Source organism: Endozoicomonas sp. ISHI1 (assembly GCF_024606225.1).
In the GTDB taxonomy this organism is placed as follows: Bacteria; Pseudomonadota; Gammaproteobacteria; order Pseudomonadales; family Endozoicomonadaceae; genus Endozoicomonas_A.
Window position 1 is genome coordinate 154,665 of record NZ_JAGRPU010000006.1, and the last position, 23,692, is coordinate 178,356.

General features: G+C 49.5%; 19 protein-coding genes and 3 pseudogenes. 10 read left to right on the forward strand and 12 right to left on the reverse strand.

What is annotated here, in order from left to right:
* Positions 1–11 precede the first annotated feature (11 nt).
* Positions 12–146 carry a hypothetical protein gene (locus KBW69_RS06670; protein ID WP_257280366.1) on the forward strand — a complete coding sequence of 45 codons (135 nt, stop codon included), beginning with the start codon at positions 12–14 and terminating at the stop codon, positions 144–146.
* Positions 147–335: 189 nt separating this feature from the next.
* Positions 336–1,136 (forward strand): carbon-nitrogen hydrolase family protein, encoded by an 801-nt coding sequence (locus tag KBW69_RS06675; protein ID WP_257280367.1) that lies wholly within the window; start codon positions 336–338, stop codon positions 1,134–1,136.
* 61 nt (positions 1,137–1,197) lie between these two features.
* On the opposite strand, the gene ppk1 is transcribed toward KBW69_RS06675, so the two are convergent.
* Positions 1,198–3,372, reverse strand: coding sequence for a polyphosphate kinase 1 (ppk1, locus tag KBW69_RS06680; RefSeq protein ID WP_257280368.1), 2,175 nt, complete (start codon positions 3,370–3,372; stop codon positions 1,198–1,200).
* A 298-nt stretch (positions 3,373–3,670) separates the two neighbouring features.
* Positions 3,671–4,669 (reverse strand): porphobilinogen synthase, encoded by a 999-nt coding sequence (hemB, locus tag KBW69_RS06685; RefSeq protein ID WP_257280369.1) that lies wholly within the window; start codon positions 4,667–4,669, stop codon positions 3,671–3,673.
* A gap of 218 nt (positions 4,670–4,887) precedes the next feature.
* On the opposite strand from hemB, the pseudogene KBW69_RS06690 reads away from it, so the two are divergent.
* From KBW69_RS06690 to KBW69_RS06700, 3 genes and pseudogenes are all read left to right on the forward strand, one after another.
* Positions 4,888–7,056 (forward strand): annotated as a pseudogene (locus KBW69_RS06690) (FAD-dependent oxidoreductase).
* Positions 7,057–7,137: 81 nt separating this feature from the next.
* Positions 7,138–8,736, forward strand: a complete 1,599-nt coding sequence (locus KBW69_RS06695) for a hypothetical protein (RefSeq protein WP_257280370.1) — start codon at positions 7,138–7,140, stop codon at positions 8,734–8,736.
* 7 nt (positions 8,737–8,743) lie between these two features.
* Positions 8,744–9,094, forward strand: a complete 351-nt coding sequence (locus KBW69_RS06700; RefSeq protein ID WP_257275619.1) for a hypothetical protein — start codon at positions 8,744–8,746, stop codon at positions 9,092–9,094.
* A gap of 8 nt (positions 9,095–9,102) precedes the next feature.
* Here KBW69_RS06700 and KBW69_RS06705 read toward each other — a convergent pair whose 3' ends face one another.
* From KBW69_RS06705 to dksA, 8 genes and pseudogenes are all read right to left on the reverse strand, one after another.
* Positions 9,103–9,669 carry a hypothetical protein gene (locus KBW69_RS06705; RefSeq protein ID WP_257280371.1) on the reverse strand — a complete coding sequence of 189 codons (567 nt, stop codon included), beginning with the start codon at positions 9,667–9,669 and terminating at the stop codon, positions 9,103–9,105.
* Positions 9,670–9,914: 245 nt separating this feature from the next.
* A pseudogene (locus tag KBW69_RS06710) lies at positions 9,915–10,844 on the reverse strand (sigma-54 interaction domain-containing protein); the annotation flags it as partial.
* Positions 10,845–11,024: 180 nt separating this feature from the next.
* A pseudogene (locus KBW69_RS23665) lies at positions 11,025–11,321 on the reverse strand (response regulator); the annotation flags it as partial.
* Entirely contained in the window at positions 11,294–14,305 is a 3,012-nt protein-coding gene (locus tag KBW69_RS06715) for an ATP-binding protein (RefSeq protein WP_257280373.1), read from the reverse strand. The pseudogene KBW69_RS23665 and the gene KBW69_RS06715, both read right to left, overlap by 28 nt.
* Positions 14,295–14,471, reverse strand: a complete 177-nt coding sequence (locus KBW69_RS06720; RefSeq protein WP_257280374.1) for a hypothetical protein — start codon at positions 14,469–14,471, stop codon at positions 14,295–14,297. Before KBW69_RS06720 ends, KBW69_RS06715 begins: the two co-directional genes overlap by 11 nt.
* A gap of 101 nt (positions 14,472–14,572) precedes the next feature.
* Positions 14,573–15,334 (reverse strand): hypothetical protein, encoded by a 762-nt coding sequence (locus KBW69_RS06725; RefSeq protein WP_257280375.1) that lies wholly within the window; start codon positions 15,332–15,334, stop codon positions 14,573–14,575.
* A 62-nt stretch (positions 15,335–15,396) separates the two neighbouring features.
* Positions 15,397–16,314 (reverse strand): tRNA glutamyl-Q(34) synthetase GluQRS, encoded by a 918-nt coding sequence (gene gluQRS, locus KBW69_RS06730; protein WP_257280376.1) that lies wholly within the window; start codon positions 16,312–16,314, stop codon positions 15,397–15,399.
* Positions 16,315–16,448: 134 nt separating this feature from the next.
* Positions 16,449–16,892, reverse strand: coding sequence for an RNA polymerase-binding protein DksA (dksA, locus tag KBW69_RS06735; RefSeq protein WP_257280377.1), 444 nt, complete (start codon positions 16,890–16,892; stop codon positions 16,449–16,451).
* Positions 16,893–17,238: 346 nt separating this feature from the next.
* On the opposite strand from dksA, the gene sfsA reads away from it, so the two are divergent.
* From sfsA to KBW69_RS06755, 4 genes are all read left to right on the forward strand, one after another.
* On the forward strand, positions 17,239–17,973 hold the full coding sequence (gene sfsA / locus KBW69_RS06740) for a DNA/RNA nuclease SfsA (RefSeq protein WP_257280378.1): 735 nt from the start codon (positions 17,239–17,241) through the stop codon (positions 17,971–17,973).
* Positions 17,974–18,127: 154 nt separating this feature from the next.
* Complete coding sequence (locus KBW69_RS06745; RefSeq protein ID WP_257280379.1) at positions 18,128–19,066, forward strand: Gfo/Idh/MocA family protein; 939 nt, start codon at positions 18,128–18,130, stop codon at positions 19,064–19,066.
* Positions 19,063–20,208 (forward strand): DegT/DnrJ/EryC1/StrS aminotransferase family protein, encoded by a 1,146-nt coding sequence (locus KBW69_RS06750; protein WP_257280380.1) that lies wholly within the window; start codon positions 19,063–19,065, stop codon positions 20,206–20,208. Before KBW69_RS06745 ends, KBW69_RS06750 begins: the two co-directional genes overlap by 4 nt.
* Positions 20,209–20,245: 37 nt before the next feature.
* A complete protein-coding gene (locus tag KBW69_RS06755) occupies positions 20,246–21,463 on the forward strand; it encodes an NAD(P)-binding domain-containing protein (protein ID WP_257280381.1) in 1,218 nt (405 codons plus the stop codon).
* A 258-nt stretch (positions 21,464–21,721) separates the two neighbouring features.
* Here the strand turns inward: KBW69_RS06755 and KBW69_RS06760 are convergent, their stop codons facing one another.
* Positions 21,722–22,288, reverse strand: coding sequence for a hypothetical protein (locus KBW69_RS06760; protein ID WP_257280382.1), 567 nt, complete (start codon positions 22,286–22,288; stop codon positions 21,722–21,724).
* A 486-nt stretch (positions 22,289–22,774) separates the two neighbouring features.
* Between KBW69_RS06760 and KBW69_RS06765 the strand changes: the two genes are divergently transcribed.
* Entirely contained in the window at positions 22,775–23,329 is a 555-nt protein-coding gene (locus tag KBW69_RS06765) for a hypothetical protein (protein WP_257280383.1), read from the forward strand.
* Between the two features lie 35 nt (positions 23,330–23,364).
* Here the strand turns inward: KBW69_RS06765 and KBW69_RS06770 are convergent, their stop codons facing one another.
* Positions 23,365–23,649 carry a hypothetical protein gene (locus KBW69_RS06770; protein WP_257280384.1) on the reverse strand — a complete coding sequence of 95 codons (285 nt, stop codon included), beginning with the start codon at positions 23,647–23,649 and terminating at the stop codon, positions 23,365–23,367.
* Positions 23,650–23,692 lie beyond the last annotated feature (43 nt).

The following is a 23,692-nucleotide window of genomic DNA, read 5'->3' on the forward strand; positions in this document are numbered from 1 at the left end:
CAGGTTCAAAAATGCGTCAAAGTATCCGACTCAAAGCCCATCGAAAAGATCAGCAAAAGCTGATTCATTCTCAGTGGATGGGTTGTGTCTGGCCTATCAGCAATGCGAAATGTGATAAAGGCAGCGAAAGACAAGAAGTCTTTTGATTATCCTGAGAGTGCCTGGGAGAGGATAATTGGCGCGGGTCTTGACATTGCTACACCTCTGGTAGTGGCGGCAGCCACTTGGGCAGCTCTTATCATTGTAAGCTCGCCCCTCCGGGAGTGATGAGTTCACTCAGAGGGTGTCATATCTATTACACTGGAGAAGTTAATCTATGGCAGAGGGGAAAGCCTATGAGTAAAGCAGTCACCGCTGCTGTGGTCCAAATGTGTTCCGGACCTGATGTTCAAGCCAATCTAAAGCAGGCAGAGGATCTTCTTTCAGGAATGGAGTCATCAGCCAACATCCTTGTGCTGCCTGAATGTTTTGCCCAGTTGGGGGGGGATATTCCCGCTTTGGGCAATAATACCAGTGTGGTCAGAAACTGGATGTCCCGCATTGCCCGTCAATATGGGGCTTGGCTGGTAGGTGGTTCTATTCCCTGTGTCGTCAATGAAGGAGAGAATAGCAGGGCGTCCTGCTTTGTTTATGACCCCCAGGGTCATGAAATCACTCGCTACGACAAGATTCATCTGTTTAATGCCGATGTATCGGACGGCACTCGTCGTTACAGGGAATCCGATGACTATTCGCCGGGCAATGATTTGAATGTAGTGGATATGGAATTTGCCAGAACAGGCCTGACTATCTGCTACGACGTTCGTTTTCCAGAGCTTTATCGAGAACTGAGAGTCAGGGAGTCAGAAATCATTACCGTACCTTCAGCATTTACCAGGGTGACAGGACAGGCCCACTGGGAGCCATTATTAAGGGCTCGTGCCATCGAGAACCATTGTTATGTCCTGGCGGCTAACCAGGGGGGGACTCATCCCAATAAGAGAGAAACCTGGGGACATAGCATGATTATTTCACCCTGGGGTGAAGTCTTGGCAGAAGCCGATAATACTCCCTGTGTTTTGACCACTGAACTGAATATAAAAGCACTGCAGGAGATCAGGAAGCAAATGCCTTGCTTTGAACATCGAGTGTTATGAAAGCGTGTTGATTGATGGATTCAGGACAAAACCCACCTTGTCCCGGATCCCTGTCTGTGAATCAGTGAGTGTAGTTTGCCAGTGTTTCCAGCAACCTTCTCTGGGCATTTCTGCGACGTTGGCCCCTTGATGGTTTGTTCTGAAGATATTGACCATCACTCTGCAACTGCCAGCTGCGGGTATTGTCTGACAGGTAAAGTTCCAGCTCTTTCTTCACTCGTGCTGCCAGCTTCGGTTCTTCAATGGGGAAGCAAGTTTCAACACGCATATCCAGATTACGAACCATACCATCGGCACTGGAGCAGTACACTCTGGAATTTCCATCGTTCTCAAAGTAGAAAATGCGGGTGTGCTCAAGAAAACGGCCCACAATAGAACGCACCTGAATATTTTCAGACAGTCCTTGAATGCCGGGTCTCAGACAGCAGATGCCACGTATGATCAGATGAATTTCTACCCCAGCCTGAGAAGCCCGGTAGAGAGCCTTGATCATTTGGCTTTCGGTCAGTGAGTTTACCTTGATGATCACACGGGCCGCTTTGCCTTCTCTGGCATTAACAGCTTCCTGATTGATCAGTTCAATCAGGCTTTTCTTGAGCGTGAAGGGCGCATGAAAAAGTTTGCGCACACGCACAGCCTTGCCCATACCTGTCAGCTGCTGAAAAATCTTGCGAACATCGTTAGTCATATCCTTGTCGCAGGTGAGCAGGCTGTAGTCGGTGTAGAGTCGTGCGTTTCCCGCATGGTAGTTACCGGTGCCCAGGTGTGCGTACCGCTGGATCTTTTTGCCTTCCCGACGAACAATCAGAATCAGTTTGGCGTGGGTTTTATAGGCAACCACTCCGTAAACAACAACCGCCCCAGCTTCCTGAAGTCTTCTTGCCAGTGCAAGGTTTTCTTCTTCGTCAAAACGGGCTCGAATTTCCACGATAACCGTGACTTCTTTACCTTTCCTGGCCGCTTCTACCAGAGCATCGACCATTTCGGAGCGTGCTCCGGTGCGGTACAACGTCTGACGTATTGCCAGAACATTCGGATCAGTGGCTGCCTGGCGCAGCATATCCACAACCGGAGTGAAGGATTCGAAGGGATGATGCAATAGAATATCGGACTTACGAATAGCATCCAGCATATTAACAGAACGGGAGCTTCGGGCTTGCAGTACCTTCGGGTAGCTGGGTGTAAAGCTGGGGAAGGTCAGGTGATCAAACTCTGGTGACGTTTCGTTGCATACTGACATCATGCGGGTCAGGTTGACCGGACCATTGACGCGGTAGAGTTCATCTTCCGTCAGGCCAAATTCTTTCAGTAGGAAATCAACCAGCGGCTGTGGGCAGTTATCCACAACTTCAAGGCGCACTGCCTCACCGTAGCGGCGGGAGAGTAATTCACCCTGCAGGGCCTTGGCCAGATCTTCCACTTCATCTTCAAGGTCCAGATCACTGTTTCGGGTCAGCCGGAACTGGTAACAACCTTTGATGGTCATACCCGGGAACAGATCCTGCATGTGCAAATGGATGATAGACGACAAAAATACATAATTCCTGCCACCCTTGTCACAGACCTCTTCAGGCAGTTCTACGACCCTGGGTAAAGATCTTGGCGCAGGAATAATAGCCATACCTGTTTCACGACCAAAAGCGTCTTTGCCTTCCATTGCGACAATAAAGCAGAGCAGTTTGTTGGTCAGTCTCGGGAAGGGATGAGCCGGGTCCAGTCCAATAGGGCTGATGATGGGCATGACTTCGTTGTAGAAGAAGCGCTTGATCCAGGCCTTCTGCTTGTCGTTCAACTGGTTACGCCGAATAAATCGAATGCCCTGCTTGGCCAGACGAGGCAGTAGTTTGTCGTTCAGAATTTCATATTGCAGCTGAACATTTTCCTTGGCCTGAAGGCTGATCTCTTTCAGAACCGCTTGGGGGCGCAGGCCATCCAAATCCACTTGCTCGCGGGCAAACTCTACCTGTTGCATCAGGCCAGCAACACGGATTTCAAAAAATTCATCCATGTTCGAGCTATAAATCAGCAGGAACCGGAGGCGTTCAATCAAGGGGTGGTCGTCGTTCAATGCCTGTTCAAGCACACGACGGTTGAACTGCAAATGGCTCAGCTCCCTGTTGATGTAATAGTCCGGGCTACTAAGGTCTGTAATACGAGGCGTCTGGGCAACAGGCTCGAGACTCTCTTTTGCGTTGGCATTGAGTTCGGGGAGTTCCCGGTCTTGTGAATTATCCATGGGACCTCTTGCGACATCTTTAGTGGCAGTATACGAATTCATGTACAAGCCGGACTGACGGTGGCTTATTGTTTTAACGCAATTGTACGACGTTTTGATGACTGAGTTGAGTATTAAGACATTATCTTTGGGCACAGCCTTGTAGACAGCCTGCCTCGAGTTCAGTCAGACGCGATGTATTTAGCAAAGAAAAATGACAGCCCTATGACGCTTTGACTCGACAGGGCTGCCAGCTAGCAAACGTTTTTTATTAGATCGTATCTGGCACTTTAAGTTCCCTTAAATAACGGCCGCACTGTTATTGTCTGATCAGCCGGGCCGCTTCTTTAGCGTAGTAAGTAAGAATGGCATCGGCTCCGGCTCGTTTGAAGCAGAGCAAAGACTCCGTCATGATGGCATTTCGGTCCAGCCAACCGTTGGCAATCGCAGCCTGATGCATGGCATACTCGCCACTGACCTGGTAAACAAAGGTGGGTGCCTTGAACTCATCCTTGGCTCTTCTGACAACATCCAGGTAAGGCATACCGGGCTTAACCATGATCATATCTGCACCTTCATTGAGATCAGCTGCGATCTCGTGCAGAGCCTCATCAATGTTGGCTACATCCATCTGGAAGCTGTGCTTGTTGCTCTTGCCCAGATTGCCTGCAGAGCCCACAGCATCCCGAAATGGGCCGTAGTAGCTGGAAGCGTATTTGGCTGAGTAAGCGAGAATCCGGGTGTTCAGATGACCGGTTTCTTCGAGTCGGGTGCGAATGGCTGAAATTCTGCCGTCCATCATGTCGGAGGGAGCGACTATATCGGCCCCGGCTTCGGCATGAGACAGCGCTTGTTTAACCAGTACATTGACGGTTGGGTCGTTAACGACATAACCTGTTTCATCAATGAGGCCATCCAGTCCATGACTGGTGTATGGGTCCAAAGCCACATCAGTAATAATGCCCAGCTCAGGCAGTTTTTGTTTTAACTCACGAACGGCGCGCTGCACCAGACCTTCCGGATTCCAGGCTTCGGCCGCATCATCAGACTTCTTCTCAGCCGGTGTGACCGGAAACAGAGCAATGGCCGGAATACCCAGTTCCAGAAGCTCTTCACCTTCGCGAATCAGCTCATCGACCGTCATCCGCTCTATGCCCGGCATGGAAGGAATGGCTTCCCGGTGATTAGAGCCTTCCAGAATGAATACGGGATAGATCAGATCGTTCGGGGTAAGATGGTTCTCCCGCATCAGACGGCGGGAAAAATCGTCAAAGCGCATCCGTCTGGGACGGCTGGCTGGGAAGGGTCGCTGGATCATACTGATACTCTGAAGAAGATGATTAAAAGTGATTCTTTCGCCTGTTAACCCTGATCGTTATGAGGGATAAAGCCGAATACCCCGCTCATAACGTTTGAAACCTTAAGGGTGTGGCTAACGTATAGTCTGACAGGCATTATACGAAAAAGATGCGCTACGCGCTTTTCCGACAGAATGTTGAAAATCCGTTCCGGAGACAACAGGCGAAGAACCCTTGTATGAATAAAACTAAAATAATTTTGCTGGTGGCTGTTGTGGCAGCCATTACTGCCTTTTTTACACTTGATGTACAGCAATACCTGACTCGTGATAATTTCCAATCGCTCTATAGCGATAGCCCTGCCCTCACCATTGTCGTGTTCTTTGCTATTTATCTGGTTGTAACGGCACTTTCCCTGCCGGGCGCTGTTATCCTTACCCTGGTCGGTGGGGCTATTTTCGGGTTGACGACAGGCCTGATAGTGGTCTCTTTTGCCAGCACTATAGGGGCCACGCTCGCTTTCCTTATTTCCAGAACACTGCTTAGGGAATGGGTTCAGAACAAATTTGGTCATCATCTGGAAACCGTCAACAAAGGTATTGAGAAAGATGGCCTGTTTTATCTTCTGACCTTAAGATTGATTCCGGCAGTCCCATTCTTTGTGATTAACCTGGTCATGGGGCTGACGCCCATGAAAACCCGAACGTTCTACTGGGTCAGTCAGCTTGGCATGCTGGCGGGAACCGCTGTCTATGTGAATGCCGGTGCTCAGCTTGGGCAGGTTCAGGAATTGTCTGTCAGTGGTATTTTAACGCCGGGGCTTATCGGCTCCTTTGTGCTGCTGGGGACTTTCCCCTGGTTAGCACGCAAAGCTATTAGCCTGATCAAAAAACCTTCCGTGAGCGAAAAAAAGAAGGGGGATTAAGTCATGTTTAATTATTCCGGTGTTTACAAGGGTTTCAGAAAACCCCTTAAGTTCGATAATAACCTGACCGTGATAGGTGCGGGTTCTGCCGGATTGGTAAGCAGCTACATTGCTGCTGCCGTAAAAGCCAAAGTCACTTTAATTGAAAAGCATAGAATGGGTGGCGACTGTCTCAATACCGGCTGCGTTCCCAGCAAGGCTTTGATTCGATCAGCCAGGATGGCCCACTACATGAAGAGGGCTAATGAGTTTGGTCTGGAGAATGTGCAGGCTGATGTAAATTTCAATGCCGTTATGGAACGGGTGCAATCGGTCATCAGGCAGGTTGAGCCTCATGACTCTGTCGAACGTTACACCGATCTGGGTGTAAGCTGTGTAACGGGGACAGCCAGGCTGACCAGTCCCTGGGAGATCGAGGTGGACGGTCGGCCGATTTCCAGCCGAAATATCATTATTGCCAGTGGTGGCAGACCTTTTGTACCGTCTTTGCCCGGTGTTGATCAGATTACCCATTACACATCGGATACCGTCTGGGAGATTCGTGAAAAACCACAAAAACTGCTGGTCATCGGTGGTGGGCCGATCGGTTGTGAATTGACTCAGGCTTTCACTCGGCTGGGTGTCAATGTGACACAGCTGGATCATGGTCCCCGCCTGTTGCACCGGGAAGATCCGGATGTTTCTGTGGAGGTGATGTCCCAGTTCCGTGAAGATGGGGTTAATTTGCGGCTGAATCACGAAACCCGATCCTTTCACAGGGAAGGCAATAGACAGTGGCTGTTGGCTGAGCATGAAGGTCAGACTGTTGAAATCGATTTCGATGCCGTCCTTTTTGCCACAGGTCGCAAAGCCAATACCGCCAGTCTGGGACTGGAAGCACTCGGGATAGAAACCACAGAACGTGGAACGATAGCGGTGAACGAATATTTGCAGACACGGTTCCCGAATATCTATGCCTGTGGTGATGTGGCCGGGCCTTACCAGTTCACCCATGCTGCGGCCCATCAAGCCTGGTATGCCTCTGTCAACGCTCTGTTCGGGCGCTTCAAGAAGTTCAAAGTCGATTATTCAGTGATGCCCTGGTGCACCTTTACTGACCCGGAAGTGGCCAGAGTGGGCCTCAATGAAACAGAAGCCAGGGACCAGGGGGTTCCTTTTGAAGTCACCCGCTACGGTATTGATGATCTGGACAGGGCTATTGCCGACGAGGAAGACAGAGGCTTTATCAAGGTTCTGACCAAGCCCGGCAGTGACAAGATTCTGGGATGCACTATTGTGGGTTATCATGCCGGTGAACTGATCACCGAATACATCACAGCCATGAAACACAATATGGGAATGAACAAGATTCTTGGCACTATTCACATTTATCCAACGCTCAGCGAAGCCAACAAATATACTGCAGGTGAATGGAAACGTGCTCATGCGCCGGAGGGTTTGTTGAACTGGGTCAAAAAGTATCACGACTGGATGAGGTGCTAAACGAATCAGCTCCTGACTGTACTAGATTAACAATAAAGGGTCTCTTCCCTGAGGCCTTATGACAAGACATTCAGGTGCCAGATGCCTCAATCCAACATTTCACAGGCAGGGATATCACCAGCCCTCCCCAAAATCTCAGGAACGGATTCAGCGCCTGTCATACGGCAAGAAGCTGGAAATCCGGGCCGTCTCAATTGTGACTCTATCATCGCTGTTGATCTGAGAGTCAGTCTGAATGATGGCAGCCTTGAGCCTTCAAGACTCTCCGGCAGAAGCCTGCCGGAATTTAATATTCAGGCGGTTTTACCCGGCGATGTGGAGAAGAAGTTGCCTATACAAGCTTCCCGCGAAGATCGGCTTGCTGCCAAAACCAATGATGTTCAAAACAAGATTTCTCAGGAGCGCTCCAAAACAAGACCCAAGGTTGACAGAAGCAGCGAAGATGCCCTGAAAGTAGCTTTGAAAGACGCTAATGCATCGTTGAAAGAAGCCAGGAATCTTCAGTCCGAGGCGCACAGTCTGGCCAAGCAGGGCGTACTGGAAGAGAACTTGCTGGAATTGGGACTGGGCGGTAAGAGAATGACCAAGGCTGAAAACGACGCATTTTGCGCGGCCCGGGATTCTGACGAGCTGGTGAGTTCACGAAAGCAGGACGTGAAGGATCTGGAGCGTGCCCAAAAAGATCTGAAAGCAGAACAAAAGAGGGCTGCAAAGGCTGATAAGAAAGCGCATCAGGCGCTAGACCGATTGCAAAAAGACTCATTGTCTCTGGGTAGGTCGGTACCAAAAATCCGTAGTAAAGTGGTGACAGCCAAGGATCATTCCCGCAAAAGATTGGGAGAAGAACTCAAGTCTTTGCAAAGGGCCCAGAAGAAAGCTAAGGCTCTCGCAGCTCATGGTAAGAAGTTACTGGCTAAAGCCGATGAAAAGCAGATGAAGCATGGCATTGATACAGTGCCAGTGAAAGACGCGATCAAGCATCATATTTCAGACGCTGAAACCGAAGTCAAACAGCTGGAAATCGAAGTGGCTTCGTTAAAGCAAACAGTGAAATTGGCTCGACAATCTGAAAAAGCATACAAGAAACAGCAAAAAGAAGACGATAGAATTCTCAGGCAACAGGAGAAAGCAGCAAAAAAGGCTGCCCGAAAGAAAACCGGACTGTCTGAGAAAACGCAAAGTCCAAAAGAGCTGCTAAAGAAAAACGAAGCATCAAAAGTTGAAAAGCCGATAAAAGAGCCAATAATTGAGGGGCAGAAGCAAGAGGTTTCCAGAACACCATCCGACAGGGCCAGTTTCAGTCCATCAGAGCTGCCTCCTTTGAAGTCTGGTAAGACCCAGATGAGGGCTTTTCTTAAGGGGATTACGCCTCAAAAAGCAATGACTGCACAGGCGCTGGAAAAGGCCATGGAAACTTTGCACAAACCCAATGACTATCGACAGGTGTTGGCTGATATTGTGGCCTCAGGTCTGAATGTTGAGGAACAAGTCAGGCTCAGGTCCGGTCTCAGTGCTTGCATGTTGGGAGCCATGAGAGATCCGGAGAAATTTAAACTTTTCAATAGGGGGTTTATTGAACATATTATGTTTGGCGATAGTATGGTCGAAATCCAGCAGCAATACCCTGTGTCAGTGAAAAAAGACTTGGAAAGAATTGACAAAGAAGCAGCGAGGAAATAACACATTCATGGAATCCGACCATCTGCAGCAGCTCCAGCAGCGGGTAAGCGAGGCAGAAGCCTTTGAAGCCTCCGTTTTGAAAAATCTGGAAGAGGTCCAGCATAGGGTTGGAGAGTATTCCGAGAAACTGACCCGTCTCAATAGCAAGATGGCGCTGTTGGAAGCTAGTCAGGCAGCCGATGAAGAGCTGGCAGGGAAAATGGATGTACTTAAATCCGAGCGGGACGACGCCGAGGCAGCCTATCGTGAACAGACCGCCCAAGAGTCGAGACTACAAAGAATGGAACTGGACGCCATCAGCCACCTTAAGGTGGCCAGAAATGAGCTGAAAATCGCCCAGCTCAAATCCGGCTCCTGAAAGCAGCGTTACAACTCTCCGGTAGGCTTCTCGGCAGGGGCTGCTGGGGGTGGGGTCTGAAGTGGTCCATTCATTATGTTAATAGCGGCGTCAGCGCAGTCCCAGGTCCATGACACGTTGCCACTGAGCTGTACTCTTGCTTCCATCGCCGTTCCCAAGGTAAATCTGAATTCTTTGATCACCCAGCCCGGCTTGTCGCCGGTATCTGAGGCGATTATGAGGTCTTCAGAGCGCACCAGATAGGTAGGATTGGGCATATCGTCAAAGGTCAGTCTGGTAAGGCGAGAGTTAAACAAGCTGATGCCCACATCCTTAATACTACCCGGATGATTAAAAATGGATTGTGCTGGGTTTTTGATTTCTGCCTGGCTACTGTCGGGATTAACTCTCATTATACATTTGCCGAGATCAACGGTTCCATTCAAGCCAATGCCCTCGTTAAAAACAGCTTCTACCTGTTTCGTTGCATTGTCCGCAGGGTCAGCATGGCTGAGTGGAGTGAAGCCGATGAACAGGCCTGACAACGCAACAAGGGAAGCCCTGCGACATAAGCCGTCTGGTTGTAGCAAATTCATGATAGATATTCTCAATGAAAATGAAAACGAAAATAAAAATGAAGACGATGGAGTGTTGCGAGAGCAACAGGAAAATTATAGGCAGTGTTCAGGTATCTTCCCATTGATTTGATAGCTTGATCCGTTATGAAATAGCTGTTTTTTATTGATAAGAATAATTTATCCTGAATTTGCCTCAGATCCCCATTGAACCGGGGATCCAAACGAGCAGTGTGAAAGATTATCGGGTCGGAGTGATTTTTGGCTCAGGCTGTGGTCTTTTTTCTGGGAATACCCAGCCGTTGTCGTCTCTCCCAGAGCGTTTTACGACTGATACCGAGTTTCCGGGCCAGTTCGGTTTCGGTCATTTGATTCTGGTGTTCGAGCACGAAGCGCTGAAAGTAATCTTCCAGAGACAAACCGTCCTGAGTTTCGACCTCATTGTGACTGTTCGTGTTGCTGGTGTCAGCCTTGAAAAGAGTTGACTTGACGTGAACATCCAGATCCAAAGTCTCAGGCGTAATGATGTCATCGTCACAGAGGATGACAGCTCGCTCAATGGCATGTTCCAGCTCTCGCACGTTCCCTGGCCATTGATGCTGACAGATGGCTGCCATGGCCTCAGGAGAGTACGAATAAACTTCCAGCTCCATCTTCTTGCAGACTTTTTCCAGTAGCTTCTCTGCAAGCAGTAATACGTCGTTGCCCCGCTCACGCAATGCCGGAATTCTCAGCTCCACCACTTTCAATCGATAGTAGAGGTCTTCCCGGAAATGACCGCTAGCAGAGAGCTGGCGCAGATTTCTGTGGGTAGCGGCAATCAGTCGCACATCGACTTTCTGGGAATGCACAGAGCCCACCCTTCTGATTTCTCCTTCCTGAAGAACCCGAAGCAATCGGGCCTGAGCTTCCAGAGGGAGTTCACCGATTTCATCAAGGAACAGGGTGCCAGTATTGGCAGCTTCAATCAGGCCGGTTCGGGCAGCCGTGGCGCCGGTAAAGGAGCCTTTCTCGTGACCAAAAAGTTCGGATTCAATCAGTGTCTCCGGAATAGCAGCACAATTGACTGAGATCATTGGGCCATTGGCCCGGCGGCTGTTCTCATGGAGGGCTCTGGCGACCAGCTCTTTACCTGTACCCGATTCGCCCTGAATCAGAACAGTGGCATCGGTCGGGGCAACTTTCCGAATGCGTTTGAAGAGCAGCTTCATGGCGTCACAGTGACCCAGAATGCCGTTGTATCCTGAGTGGGTGTCACAAACCACTTTTTCCGTTGATTTATCAGGTGCAGACAGTTTGCTGGTCATGATAGCAGCAACACGGTCCAGCATTTCAGAGTGATCAAAGGGTTTGGCAATATAGTCAACAGCGCCCATTTTCATGGTGCTGACGGCTGAGTTCAGGCTGGCATAACTGGTCATAATCAGGACCGGTATGCCTTCAGCCAGGTTGATCATCTCGGTACCGGGTGAGTCGGGCAGGCGCAAGTCACTGATGATCAGGTCAAAATCTTTTAATGTGTAAGACAGCTCAGCTTCGTGGACAGAACCTGCTTCACTGACGCTGTAGTCGTTTCTTTCCAGCAGTCTTCTCAGGGAGGCACGAATAATTTCTTCGTCCTCAACAATGAGAATATTACCCTGGTTCATACAGTTTCCCCCTCCTGCTCCCATGAGTCATGGGGCCGATAAGTCATATAACCATGCTGCTGCCTGATGCTCTGCGGCTCATGACGCGGCAGGGAAATTTCAAAGAGTGTACCTTTATCCAGATTTTTATCGGTTGGACTGATGACTCTGATGGTACCAAAGTGTTCTTCAATGATATTCCAGGTCAGTGCCAGACCAAGACCGGTACCTTTACCCGTCTCTTTGGTGGTGAAGAAGGGTTCAAACAGACGTTCCTGAATGTTGGCAGGAATGCCATGACCCTGATCTTCAACTTCGATTTTGACAGTGTGGGCAGAGGCCGATGTTCTGATTGTGATTGTACTGTTCTCATCGGAAGCATCTACCGCATTATTCAGCAGGTTAATGAAAACCTGTTGCAGTTTCTGTGGATTGCCCGTCACTCTGTGTTCCGGATCACACAAGTTAAGAAAGCTGATATTGCTGCTCTTTCGTCCAAGTTGCAACAGGCTGATAGACTCCTGAACACTGGTAAAAAGATCAACGGGTTCATGAGTGCTCGTTTGTGATCGATTTTTACCGTTGTGGGAGTAGTTCATGAGCATTTGAACAATTCTGGAAATCCTCTGGGTTTGTTCGAGTACCTGGCCCGCTACTTCCCGGGTATCGCCTTCTTCTGAGAGGGCTTTCAGCTCCTGAGCCAGACAATCAATAGCGGTGACCGGGTTGCCAATCTCGTGAGCGACACCGGCCGCCAGCTGTCCTATGGAGGCCAGTCGTTCACTGTGAAACAGCTGATCTTCAAGCATCTGGTTCTCTGTATGATCTTCCAGCAGCATCACCTTGTTGCCATTGGGACCATACACCAGTGCTTCAAGGTTGGCCTTGTGAAGATTGAAGTAACGCAACTGCCCATTAATTTCTACACCATGTTTAGGCAGGTGCTGACTGTCTATCCGGGCAAAGTTGCTGAGAATGTCATTCCAGGGCTCTGGAATCCGGTTCAGAGGGCTGCCCAGAACCTCTGAGGCCGGGATAGCGGTCATGTGGCTCATGGCCTGGTTCCAGAGCATGATTTCTCCAGCCGCATCCACTGAGCAGAGGGCCATAGGAAGATTATTCAGAATGTCCCGATGGTAGCGCCTCAGGTCATCCAGTTCTCCGGCCAGACCGCTCAATCGACTGTGATAGGCTTCAAGCCGTGATTCCATGAAATGAATATCCCGGGCAACGTAGCCCTTGTTTTCATCCCAGGGCAAGAAGGTGTCAACAATATCGTGGGCTACGCTTGGCCCCATCAGACCCGAAAGGTTTTTCTCGATCCGCTCCCTCAGACGACGAAGAGCATGAGGGCGGTTTTCATCTTCTCTCATGTTGAGATCGCTGAGTGCTCTGGACACTTCCTTATGCGCCACCCGTCCTCCCAGAGGTTTACTCAGCATTTCATGGAAATCATGAGCAGACTTGGCTTCAGGAACTTTCTGATCGTTGCGGCTGTTGCTTTCAACCTGACAGGCACTGGCGGCTGAACGTTCTTCGGGGGACATACAGGTGAAGTTTGAGACCAGATATATCAGCACTGCATTGACCGTCAAAGAGGTCATACCCAGTAGATGCCACTGTTGATAAAGATAGGTCGACACCTCATCCATGGTTGAGCTGAAAAGGCTGAAGTCGACCATTTGGGGCAACATCATAGTGAAGAACCATAAGGTTGTGCCGCCGATCAGACCGGTAATAAACCCTTTATGGTTGGCTTTGGGCCAATACAGCACACAGAGTGCTCCCGGAAGGAGTTGCAGGGCACCCACGTAGGCAATAACCCCCAGATTATAAAGTGCCTTTTCGGCTTCAAGCATGCGATAAAAGCCGTAGGAACTCATAATGAGCGCCACAATAATGAATTGCTTGAACCAGATCAGCCAGCGATAGATATTCACCTCAATCTGAAGGTGGGGCGGGTAATAGGGCAACACTATGTGATTCATGATCATTGAGGACAGAGCCAGAATTGTGACAATCGTCAGGCCACTGGCGGCCGCCAGTCCCCCAATATAGGCGACAATAGTTAGCCAGGGCATGTCCAGAGCCTGACCAATGAACAGCGGAAAGTAGTCAGCTGCCACCGGGCTGTTCAGCTTGATACCTGCCCAAAGAATCAGCAGGGTGGGTAGACTCAGTACCAGAAGAAACAGGGGAAGTGCCCAGCTGGCAATATGAAGGGAACGCTGACTGCGATTCTCGGCAAAAGTCATGTGAAACATGTGCGGCATGACAATTGCCGAAGCAAAAAACATCAGCAGCATACTGCGCCAGGGACCATCCTGAAGCGGCGTTTGCATTTCTATCAGTTTATCCTGATGAACAGCAAGCCAGGCCTCCACGCCATCAAGACCATTAAAGACTTCAAACAGAATAACCAGACCCAAGGTCACCATCACCACAAGCTTGACCACTGACTCAACCGCCATTGCCATGACCAGACCCCGCTGCCTGTCACGGGTTGAGAGGTGTCGAGTACCAAACAGCGCTGCAAACAGGGCCACCATGACACAGAAAACGATGGCAAGTCGTTCCGGAGAGTATTCCTCACTGATCAGGTGAATACTGTCGGATACTGCCTGAATTTGTAGGGATAGCAGAGGCATGGTTGCCGTTAGCATCAGCACAGTGGCCAGGGTTCCGGCCAGAGGGCTTCGAAACCGGAAGGCAAAGAGGTCTGCCAGTGAGCTGAGCTGGTAGGTTCGGGTGATCCTCAAAATGGGATGGAGTAAAACCGGAGACAGGAGGAAAGCTCCACTCACACCCAGATAGAAAGCAAGAAAGACATAGCCGTGCTCACTGGCAAAACCCAAACTGCCAAAGTAGGCCCAGCTGGAGGCGTAGACACCCAGAGAGAGAACATAGACAGCAGGGTGCTGAGTGATTTTTCTGGGAATCAATCCTTTCTCGGTCGCCCAGGCACAGAGGAACAGGGCCAGCAGGTATGCAACACTGACAAGCAGAAGTTCTTCGAGTTCAAAACTCATCGGAGTTTCCCCTGGGCTGGAGCAGGAAACCTGCCAGAATCACGATAAACCAGAGAATCCAGGGTTGGTACCAGCTGTCGCCCGTCGTAATCCACCATCCCATGATGGCGGGAGAGAAAAGGTAGATACTGATAGCCAGAAGCAGAACCAGACGATAGATGTACATGAAACTTCAGTACGAACTTGATATCGGACTGTCCATCTTAACCAGTGTTGAGATAAACCGCAAAGTGGCTGGGTAGTGTTATCTGTGGGTATCGTTATCTGTCAGATACCCGGTGGATTATAGGTCACCCAGTAAACCATGTTGCCCGGGCAGTCGTCGCCCAGTATGTCGCTCATCAGCTCGTTGGCTTTCAGGTCACCCATCTTCTTGATCCAGTCAGTGTCTTCCAGCTTTTCTTCCAGAAACCAGTTGGGCAGGGCGTTGATGTGTTTATCGTAGTAAGCCAGTGGGAACCTGAGGTCCCTTGGCAGGCGAGTGCGTTTGATGCTCAACGCTGCATCACAACGAACCACCAGACTTTCTGCCACCTGTTTTCTTTTGCTGACGTAGTTGCCTGCTTCCCTGCGGTACTTATCTTCGTAGGGGCCCATCAATTCTTCGTAGCGGTTTTCTATGCAGTGATCGTAAGCCCGGCTGACATCGTCGTTTTGATAGCCCATGATCTTGCAGGCTTCTTTCACCCGCTCACGAAACTCACGGCTGATCTGTAAATACCAGGGAGCATGAGGACCCAGAATGTTTTGTGCTTCCTGATTGGCAATGAAAAACAGGTTTTCATCGGGGGTAAAACAGAGCGCAGCATCCTGAGCGTTAACGACATCAATTCTGGAAAGATCTGGCTCTTTGCCAACAGCGCTTTCGCGTTCAAAACGGGCTTTTTGACAGAATTCAGAGTCGGTAATATCGACAGCAACTCCTGGCATTGGGGTGATTTCCTGAGGGGTAATAGCCAGAGCATCAAGAGTAAAAAGCAATGAGGCCGCAGGCAGAAAACGACGCACAACCTTGTTGATAACGGACATATCCACTCCTTAGACACATCTTTCTCGACAATGTAATAGTCTATGTATACCACTCCCGATCATCAGGATAAAGCTGTCAGCGGCACAAATGCTCGTTTTGCGACATGATCGATCTGCCAGTGCTTTATACCCCACTCTAGAATTTCGGAAACACTGCTGCCTTCCAGTTCAGTATCCGGCCTCTGTCCCAGTGCCTGCAACGCTTTGATCAATTGCTGTTCAGGCTGATGGAGAGGAATCTCTGGAGCATGATTCTGCTTGCTCAGCTTGTCGCCGTTCGCAAGCGTGATAACAGGAACGTGAGCGTAGACAGGAGTGGCAGTGTTGAGCAAGGACAACAGATAGGTCTGCCAGGGTGTCGCATTGAGAAGGTCATGGCCCCTGACAATATGAGTAATCCCCTGATAAGCGTCGTCTGCACATACGGCCAGCTGGTAGGCAAAGAGACCATCCTTGCGCTGAATGATGAAGTCCCCCAGATCAGGCAGGGCATATTCGATAGAGCCCTGGATCAGATCCTGAAAGGCAATGATGGTTTCCGGGCATCTCACTCTCAGGGAGTATGGAGACTTTGTATTGTCTGTTTTGTCTCGACAGATCCCCGGATAGACGCCTCCTTTGCCATGAAGATCCTTGCGGGTACAGGTGCAGGGGTATATGAAACCTCTGTCCTTCAGGTCACTGATGATGTGTCGGTAGGCTTCGTGACGCGTGCTTTGGTAAAGTACCTGATCATCCCAATGCAAGCCGTAGACTTCCAGCGACTTCAGAATCCGATGGGCTGCGCCAGGCTGCTCCCTGGGAGGATCAATGTCTTCCATGCGAACCCGCCAGATTCCGTTTTGCGAGCGGGCGTCGAGAAAACTGGCCAGGGCGGCAACCAGTGAGCCAAAGTGCAATGGGCCGGAAGGGGAGGGTGCGAAGCGGCCAATGTAGTCTGGCTTTTCTTTGCCGTGGGCAGTTTTTTTCGCTGTGGGCATGTTCAGGGTCTTCAGGCCATAAGCAGACGAAAGGGTTTATTGCCGATGCCAGGGCAATAAGTTTTCACAAACACAAAAACAGCAAAGCCGCGATCTGATTCGCGGCTTTGCTTGAAGGCAGCAATGTCAGGGTATTATTGACCCAGTTGCTTCTCCTTGATTTCAGCCAGAGTTTTGCAGTCGATGCAAAGAGTGGCTGTAGGTCGGGCTTCCAAACGGCGGACGCCAATCTCGACACCGCAAGAGTCGCAGAAACCGTAGTCTTCTTCCTCAATGCGAGTCAGAGTTTTATCGATCTTTCTGATCAGTTTCCGTTCGCGATCACGGGTACGCAGCTCCAGGCTGAACTCCTCTTCCTGGCTGGCACGGTCAGCCGGGTCAGGGAAGTTTGCTGCTTCGTCCTGCATATGGTTTACGGTGCGATCCACTTCTTCCATCAACTCCTGTTTCCATTGTTTGAGGATGTTAGTGAAATGTTCGACCTGCTTCTCATTCATGTATTCTTCGCCTTCTTTCTCCACATACGGAGTGAAAGAGCGAAGCAAATTACCTTGATCGGCTTTTTTCTGTGCTGACATGATTACAGCCTCATCACCTTCTCATTAAGTAGCTCGACATACTGCCTGCCAAGCTTTCCATCCGAATGCCGGACAAAACCGGCTTCCTTGAAAGCTGAGGTCAACACCACGGGTTGCCAGTATCAGCTGCGTAATCTGGCCCCTATGCCTCTTGCCTTCCTCACAGAAGCGACGAAACTACCAAAACCTATGGCAATGCGCCATAAAAAAATGCTTCTGCCGCTGTCGACAAGTGATCATCCACCTAATACATAGTAATCACAAAATACTATTCGAGGAAACCGTCAACTGACTATCATAGAATTCAGTTTTGGAATATTAACGTCTAATTTAATGAAATATTAGTATGAAATTTGAAAAAGATCTTCAGTCAGCCCGACTTATTCGACGTTACAAACGGTTCATGGCGGATGTAGAACGGGAGGATGGCAGTACCCTGACTCTTCACTGTCCGAATACCGGCTCCATGAAAAACTGTCTCTATCCGGGCAAGCAGGTCTGGTATCTTGATTCTGGTAATCCTAAACGCAAGTACCCCTGCACCTGGGAGTTGGCTGAGATTCCGGTCATGTTTGAGTCAGGGGAGAAAAGCACTCTGGCCGGATTGAATACCGGCAGAGCCAACAGGCTGGTAGAAGAAGCGCTGCGCCTGAAAAAGATTTCCGAGCTTGCAGAATACGATAAGATCCGCAGAGAAGTGCCCTATGGTGAAGAAAAAAGTCGTATCGACTTTTTACTTCAGCAGGAAGGTTTGCCAGATTGTTATGTTGAAGTGAAAAGTGTCACTCTGGCAGTAGGTGATGGTCTGGGCCTGTTTCCCGATGCTGTCACCGCACGAGGAACAAAGCATCTCAGGGAGTTAATGACCATGATTGATTCAGGCCACAGGGCGGTGCTGCTGTTTTGTGTTCAGCATACGGGGATTGAACGTGTCGCTCCGGCTCATGAGATTGATCCAAAGTACGGTCAGGTCATTAAAGAGGCTGCAGCTGCCGGGGTTGAAATTATGGCTCTGGGTGCCGAGATATCGACGCAAGAAATCGCCCTGACCAGGACGTTGCCCGTTTTTGATATTGAATGATTGGCCGGTTAAATAGCCATTGAGAAGACGCCTGCCCTGATCTCAACATTCAATGGACATCATTCCATGACTCTTTCTGCATGATGGTTCGGATAGGCTGCAAAATAACGTCTATCTTATAGTCCGAAACATCAGAACGTTATGGAACCTTTCAATGCTCAGAACCGCGGTAGTCGGGACGGGATATCTGGGAAAGTTTCACGCCCTTAAATACGCCCTCTTACCAGGATGCCGACTGGTGGGAGTGGCTGACATTAATGAAGACAGTGGTCGTGTTGTTGCCAGGGAGTGCGCTACAGAATTTTTTGCTGATTATCATCAACTGTTAGACAAGGTGGATGCTGTCAGTATTGCTGTACCTACGTTGCTTCATCATCAGGTTTCAAGAGACTTTCTTATGGCCGGCGTACATGTATTGGTGGAAAAGCCCATAACCTCGAGCCTGAAAGAATCCCATGAGCTGGTTCAGATAGCCAGAGAGAAGGAGCTGGTTCTGCAGGTTGGGTGTCTGGAGCGCTTTAATGCGGCACTTTCAGGCGTAGGCCCATTATTAAACAAGCCTCGCTTTATTGAGTCCCACCGGCTGGCAGAATTCAAACCACGTTCGATTGATATCAATGTGGTCATGGACCTTATGATCCATGATCTGGATATTATTCTGAGCCTGGTGAACCAACCCCTGCTGGGTGTCGTCGCCAACGGCACTGCGGTATTGACTGACTCGGTGGATATTGCCCAGGCAAGGCTGACATTCAGCGGTGGCTGCGTAGCCAATGTGACCGCCAGCCGGATCAGTCAGAGCACCAAACGTAAGATGCATATCTTTCAGGAGAAATCATGCATTTGCATCGACTTTCAGTCTCTGAATATGTCGCACTTTTACAAAGGTAGAGGTGAGATGTTTCCCGGTATTCCCAATATTGAGTGTGATGCACTGACCTACAAAGACAGTGACTCATTGCGCAGGGAAATAGAAGATTTTCTCAACTGTGTTCGCCATTCAAGAGCCCCCAGGGTCAGCGGTGAAGATGGCCAACGTGCCCTGGAGTTAGCCACCCGGATTTCCGGCATTATTGAAGGAGATACTCAATGAGTACGGAACCAGTGATCCCTATGGTGGATACGCTGGCCTGGCACAAGCCAATTCAGCAGGAGCTCAGGTCTGCGGCCAACCGGGTGCTGGACTCTGGTCGCTTTTTGATGGGAGAAGAAGTGACTGCTTTTGAGCAGGAAGTCAGAGAATTTCTTCAGGCTAATCAGACGGTCAGTTGTGCCAATGGCACCGACGCCCTGATTCTTGCACTATCTGCGGCTGGTCTGGGATCTGGTGATGAAGTAATTACGACACCCTTTACCTTTTTTGCCACCGCTGAGGCCATCGTTCGGGTGGGTGCAACGCCTGTGTTTGCAGATATAGAACTGGAGACGTTTAATATTGATCCGCTTCGGGTACAGGAATCTATCACGAACAAGACTCGTGCAGTGCTGGTGGTTCATCTCTTTGGTTTGCCTGCCCGAATTCAGGAAATCCAGTGGCTTTGTGAGGAGCATTCCCTGCTGCTGATTGAGGACTGCGCCCAATCTTTTGGTGCATCAGTCAATGGCAGAATGACTGGAACCTGGGGTGATTTTGGTTGTTTCAGCTTTTTCCCCAGTAAGAACCTCGGTGGCTTTGGTGATGGGGGGTTGGTCATCGCGAAGACCGGGTCCATGGCGGAGCAATTAAAGGTGTTGAGAAACCACGGCAGCAGCGTTCAATATCGACACGAATACATGGGTTACAACAGCAGACTGGATGAAATGCAGGCGGCGCTGCTCAGGGTTAAGCTAAAGTACATTGCACGTTATAACGATGAGCGAAAAAAAATAGCGGAAGATTACCGGTCCTTTTTGCAGGGGATGGATATTCTTTTGCCAGCAGGTCAGGGACATGTTTATCACCAGTTTACTGTCTTAACCGATCAGCGAGATCAACTGAAGGATCATCTGGCCAGTCATGGCGTTGCATCAGCCCTGTATTATCCGGTGCCACTGCATCACCAACCGGTGTTTAAAGGCTTTCCGATGAAACAGGATCTTTTTGTTGCTGAGCAGGTGTCCCGGCGTTGTCTGTCTTTGCCTGTTTTTCCGGGTATGACGAAGGCGCAGGTGCATCGGGTAACAGAGTCGGTCACCCGTTTCTTTTCAGAAGATAGAGCAGAATTTGCCTACTGGTTTGCGGGAGCTGCACCCTGAATATCGTCCAACAGCCTCCTGACTGAGGAGCAGATTGATGAAGTGCTGGCACTCTGCGGTATTGGCAATGACACTTATCACTTCCCAAATGATCCATTCAGCACCGTTTCATGATCAGCTTGAGGCGGTTCGGCTGGCTGATGCCCACTTTGATGCACAGGGGCAAGTGGAGACGACCGGTGATATTGATCGCAAAGTTGTCTGTCTTCGTCCCATGCGAAAGGGGTTGCCAGAGATCAGTGCCGAGAGTGTGGGTGAGCAGGTAAGAGTTCACTTGTATGGCCATGGTGGCAGTGGCTGGACGCTGCTCTGGGGCAGTACAGAGAAGGCAATGGCCCTGTTTGAGGAGAAGGCAAGAGAGCACAAATTCAACGATCAGGTTTCCATTACGATCATAGGTGCGGGTTGTATGGGAAAAGCCGTCGCTCTATCGCTCTTCCACGCAGGCTACCGGAACATTCGTATTGTGGCTGAACAAGACAACCGTATTGCTTCTCTGAACTCAACGGGCTACCTGGCCATGGTCTCTCTGGCAACAGAAAGTGAGACAGAGAAACAGGAGGCTGAACAGCTGGCTATTGAGACGCTTAAGGGGTACCAGAGCGTAGACAGAGGAACCCATCCGATCGTCAATGAAGGAGTTCATCTCATTGATGTTTACAGTGGCCTGGGCAAAGAAGGAGAAGAGGGCCCACTGGAAACCTACACCGGTATTGAGCCCTTTGCTGAGGCTGGATTGTTACCCAAGCCTCAGCAAGGTGTGGTTGAGTTTTCCACAGGTGTGAGTTACCCGATGCAAAAATTCCAGACTTACTTTATGGATACTGCGGTCATCATGGCAGCTTTTGATCATGAACTCAGAACCAGAAATATTCCTGTGATTCATGAGACAGTGGGCAGTCTGGATGATATTAAAACCTATGTTGTTTTTAACTGCTCCGGGCTGGGGGCCGCAAGTCTGAATCACGATGACAAGGTTTACCCAAACATGGGATTGTTGCTGGAGCTGGCTCATCAACCTCTGAAAAAGCTCGACTACATTATCTATACTCGCTACCAGCCGCCGGATGCACCCAAACGTTCAAGCCCTCCGGATAAGGCGGACATCTATTTTATGCCCAGAAGCGGCGGATTACTGGGAGCCACTTTTGTCGATCACAATGATGGTTCCGATAACGCTTTGAATGAAGCGTTATTCACAAGAATACTGAGAGAAAATAAGCAGTTTTTTGGTTATCCGCTTAACACCCATTGAGACGCTATATTGACAGCTGGGCAAGGCAGAACGGTTCTATGAAGAACCGTTGAAACAACGCCATCCGGACAATTCCAGGTAGAATCCGATGCTCTGTGAGCCGTCAGTTGTGGCTGTGTTGTCACCGGTGGGAACGTAGAATTTGATCCATTCACATTTCTTTTCTCCTAAGAAAATAAGTTATTCACAACTCAGGCTAATCACCGATGGTCAATGGTTGCTTTTGACTCTGCATGAGAAACGCCGGGAGTGGCGCTTCTACGGATAGATCTTTAAGTTAACAGATAAGGAAGGATCACCCACGTTTGGCTGATAACGAACAGCAGCTCCTATCCGGGGACAGGGAGGAGCAGTTGGCTGGGACCGAACAGGACCGGTACTGCCAGTACTATTGCCTGCGGCCAATGAATCCAATGCTGATGGTAGCCCCTGACACTGTTGCTGCTCACCGGTGAGGGTGTTCGCCATCGTAAATCCTGTAATTGCTCGTTCCTGAAGCCCGGTGCGGCTAGGGTATTTGCACGCAAAATAAGTGCCAGCAGCGGCTCCAGCAACAGCGCCAGTAACAAGACAGCAGGTAACAGAGGCACCAACAGCAGCGCTAGTTGAGCTGTAATAATAGTCAATTATGGGGTTGCAGTTGGACATAGCAGCACCACACACACTACCGCCAGCGGCACCGATTAAGGAACCGCCGCCAACCGGTACAACACAATTTGAAACAACGCCATCCGGACACTTACAGTTATTATCCGGTGCTATATGAACCGTTAGTTGCGGCTGTGTTGTCACTGGCGGTGAAGACGCAGTACTTGATATATTCATATTACTTCTCTCCTTAGAAAATAAGTTATTTACACCCCAGCAGCCTGTCGGACTTAAGGCTGTTTCTTGCAATCCTCGCTACGGACGCTTAAGTCCGACAGGCTGCCAGGATTTTCCATTGAACTAATGCTGGCTGTAATCATTGTATTTAATATTTTGACCGAATCATTCCGCAAAAGTTCCTCCAGAATTGCCACAATTCAGGATTAAGGCCTTTGGAACGACAAACGGAGATGTCAATAAGAAACCTTCGCAAGAAGGGTAAAGCCCATTAATGGCGAAGTAACGAATTTGCTGCGCTGGAAAAACTTCGAAGTCTTAAAGGAATAACCTGAACTTGAGTGTCCGTTGCCTGTCCAAGTATTCAGGTGGACGTGAACTTTAATGTCCGTTGCCTGTCCAAGTATTCAGGTGGACGTGAACTTTAATATCCGTTGCCTACCCAAACTTTTAAATTATTAAGGAGAATATATTATGAGTTATGGAATGACACCATCATTAAGCACACCGGCTGGCACGGTACCTGGATTGATGCAGAATAGCGTATCAAAGTCCGATACCCAAACGGACGTTGTACCGTCCATTCCACGTGCAGATCATTCGGAAACAGGCAAAAGTCTTACAGACCGGGAAGCATCTCCCATGAGAATCGAAGTCAGTAATGATCATTCGACTGCATTGCAAAGCATCCTGGATGCAACGCAAAGCTACCAGCAGATGCACCCTTATACCCCGCCCGCTGGCGTGAGCTACAAGGATTTTCACTGCACCGGAAGAGTTTGGGTGGCCAATGAACAAGAAGCTGACAAACAGTCAGATGGGGTCATTGTCGTGGCCCACCACCTTGCAGAGTGGATGTTTCAGCCTGAATTCCTGGCGAAGGTAAAAGCGTTTGTCGTGGAACAAGTAAGATTCGATGAACTCGCAGCGGTCTTCTTGAGAGAGAAAGAAATACCATTACTGCCGGACTTTGGATATTTTGAGTCATTGGTCGCTCAGATTGGACAAGAGGTCACACTCAAGGGCCAGCTCCCGTCTTAATGGTTAGCCTGATGCTTTTATTGTTTCCGGCAACCTTACCAGAACACTGGCCAGTCACAGAAGCCTGACCTCTGCTTTTTCTGATGTGTTGCGTCTCTGATGGTGCGGCTCGAAAGAACTCTTGCGAAACCATCGTACAGGGTAAAAAAATAGCCTCCTCTGAACCACAAGTTCTTTAAGGAGGCCATTTTCGAGACCGGCACATCCAAACCCACATCAGGATTGATGATGCCATCAATATTTTGCATCGGGTTGCAGCTGTCATTCTTATTGTTTTCTGCTTCTGTAGTTGGGATTTTTACTATAAATTTCAGGCTCATGGATTATAACTCTAATAATAAGAGTTCAAAGTGATACTCCCCG

Coding starts and splice junctions, on each gene's coding strand:
- KBW69_RS06705 (WP_257280371.1), bottom strand. CDS start 9,669: ATGAATTTGCTACAACCAGACGGCTTATGTCGCAGGGCTTCCCTTGTT.
- sfsA (WP_257280378.1), top strand. CDS start 17,239: ATGAAATTTGAAAAAGATCTTCAGTCAGCCCGACTTATTCGACGTTAC.
- gluQRS (WP_257280376.1), bottom strand. CDS start 16,314: ATGCCCACAGCGAAAAAAACTGCCCACGGCAAAGAAAAGCCAGACTAC.
- KBW69_RS06720 (WP_257280374.1), bottom strand. CDS start 14,471: ATGTACATCTATCGTCTGGTTCTGCTTCTGGCTATCAGTATCTACCTT.
- KBW69_RS06765 (WP_257280383.1), top strand. CDS start 22,775: ATGACACCATCATTAAGCACACCGGCTGGCACGGTACCTGGATTGATG.
- ppk1 (WP_257280368.1), bottom strand. CDS start 3,372: ATGGATAATTCACAAGACCGGGAACTCCCCGAACTCAATGCCAACGCA.
- KBW69_RS06745 (WP_257280379.1), top strand. CDS start 18,128: ATGCTCAGAACCGCGGTAGTCGGGACGGGATATCTGGGAAAGTTTCAC.
- KBW69_RS06695 (WP_257280370.1), top strand. CDS start 7,138: ATGCCTCAATCCAACATTTCACAGGCAGGGATATCACCAGCCCTCCCC.
- KBW69_RS06715 (WP_257280373.1), bottom strand. CDS start 14,305: ATGAGTTTTGAACTCGAAGAACTTCTGCTTGTCAGTGTTGCATACCTG.
- KBW69_RS06755 (WP_257280381.1), top strand. CDS start 20,246: ATGAAGTGCTGGCACTCTGCGGTATTGGCAATGACACTTATCACTTCC.
- KBW69_RS06725 (WP_257280375.1), bottom strand. CDS start 15,334: ATGTCCGTTATCAACAAGGTTGTGCGTCGTTTTCTGCCTGCGGCCTCA.
- dksA (WP_257280377.1), bottom strand. CDS start 16,892: ATGTCAGCACAGAAAAAAGCCGATCAAGGTAATTTGCTTCGCTCTTTC.
- KBW69_RS06770 (WP_257280384.1), bottom strand. CDS start 23,649: ATGAGCCTGAAATTTATAGTAAAAATCCCAACTACAGAAGCAGAAAAC.
- KBW69_RS06760 (WP_257280382.1), bottom strand. CDS start 22,288: ATGAATATATCAAGTACTGCGTCTTCACCGCCAGTGACAACACAGCCG.
- KBW69_RS06750 (WP_257280380.1), top strand. CDS start 19,063: ATGAGTACGGAACCAGTGATCCCTATGGTGGATACGCTGGCCTGGCAC.
- KBW69_RS06670 (WP_257280366.1), top strand. CDS start 12: ATGCGTCAAAGTATCCGACTCAAAGCCCATCGAAAAGATCAGCAAAAG.
- hemB (WP_257280369.1), bottom strand. CDS start 4,669: ATGATCCAGCGACCCTTCCCAGCCAGCCGTCCCAGACGGATGCGCTTT.
- KBW69_RS06675 (WP_257280367.1), top strand. CDS start 336: ATGAGTAAAGCAGTCACCGCTGCTGTGGTCCAAATGTGTTCCGGACCT.
- KBW69_RS06700 (WP_257275619.1), top strand. CDS start 8,744: ATGGAATCCGACCATCTGCAGCAGCTCCAGCAGCGGGTAAGCGAGGCA.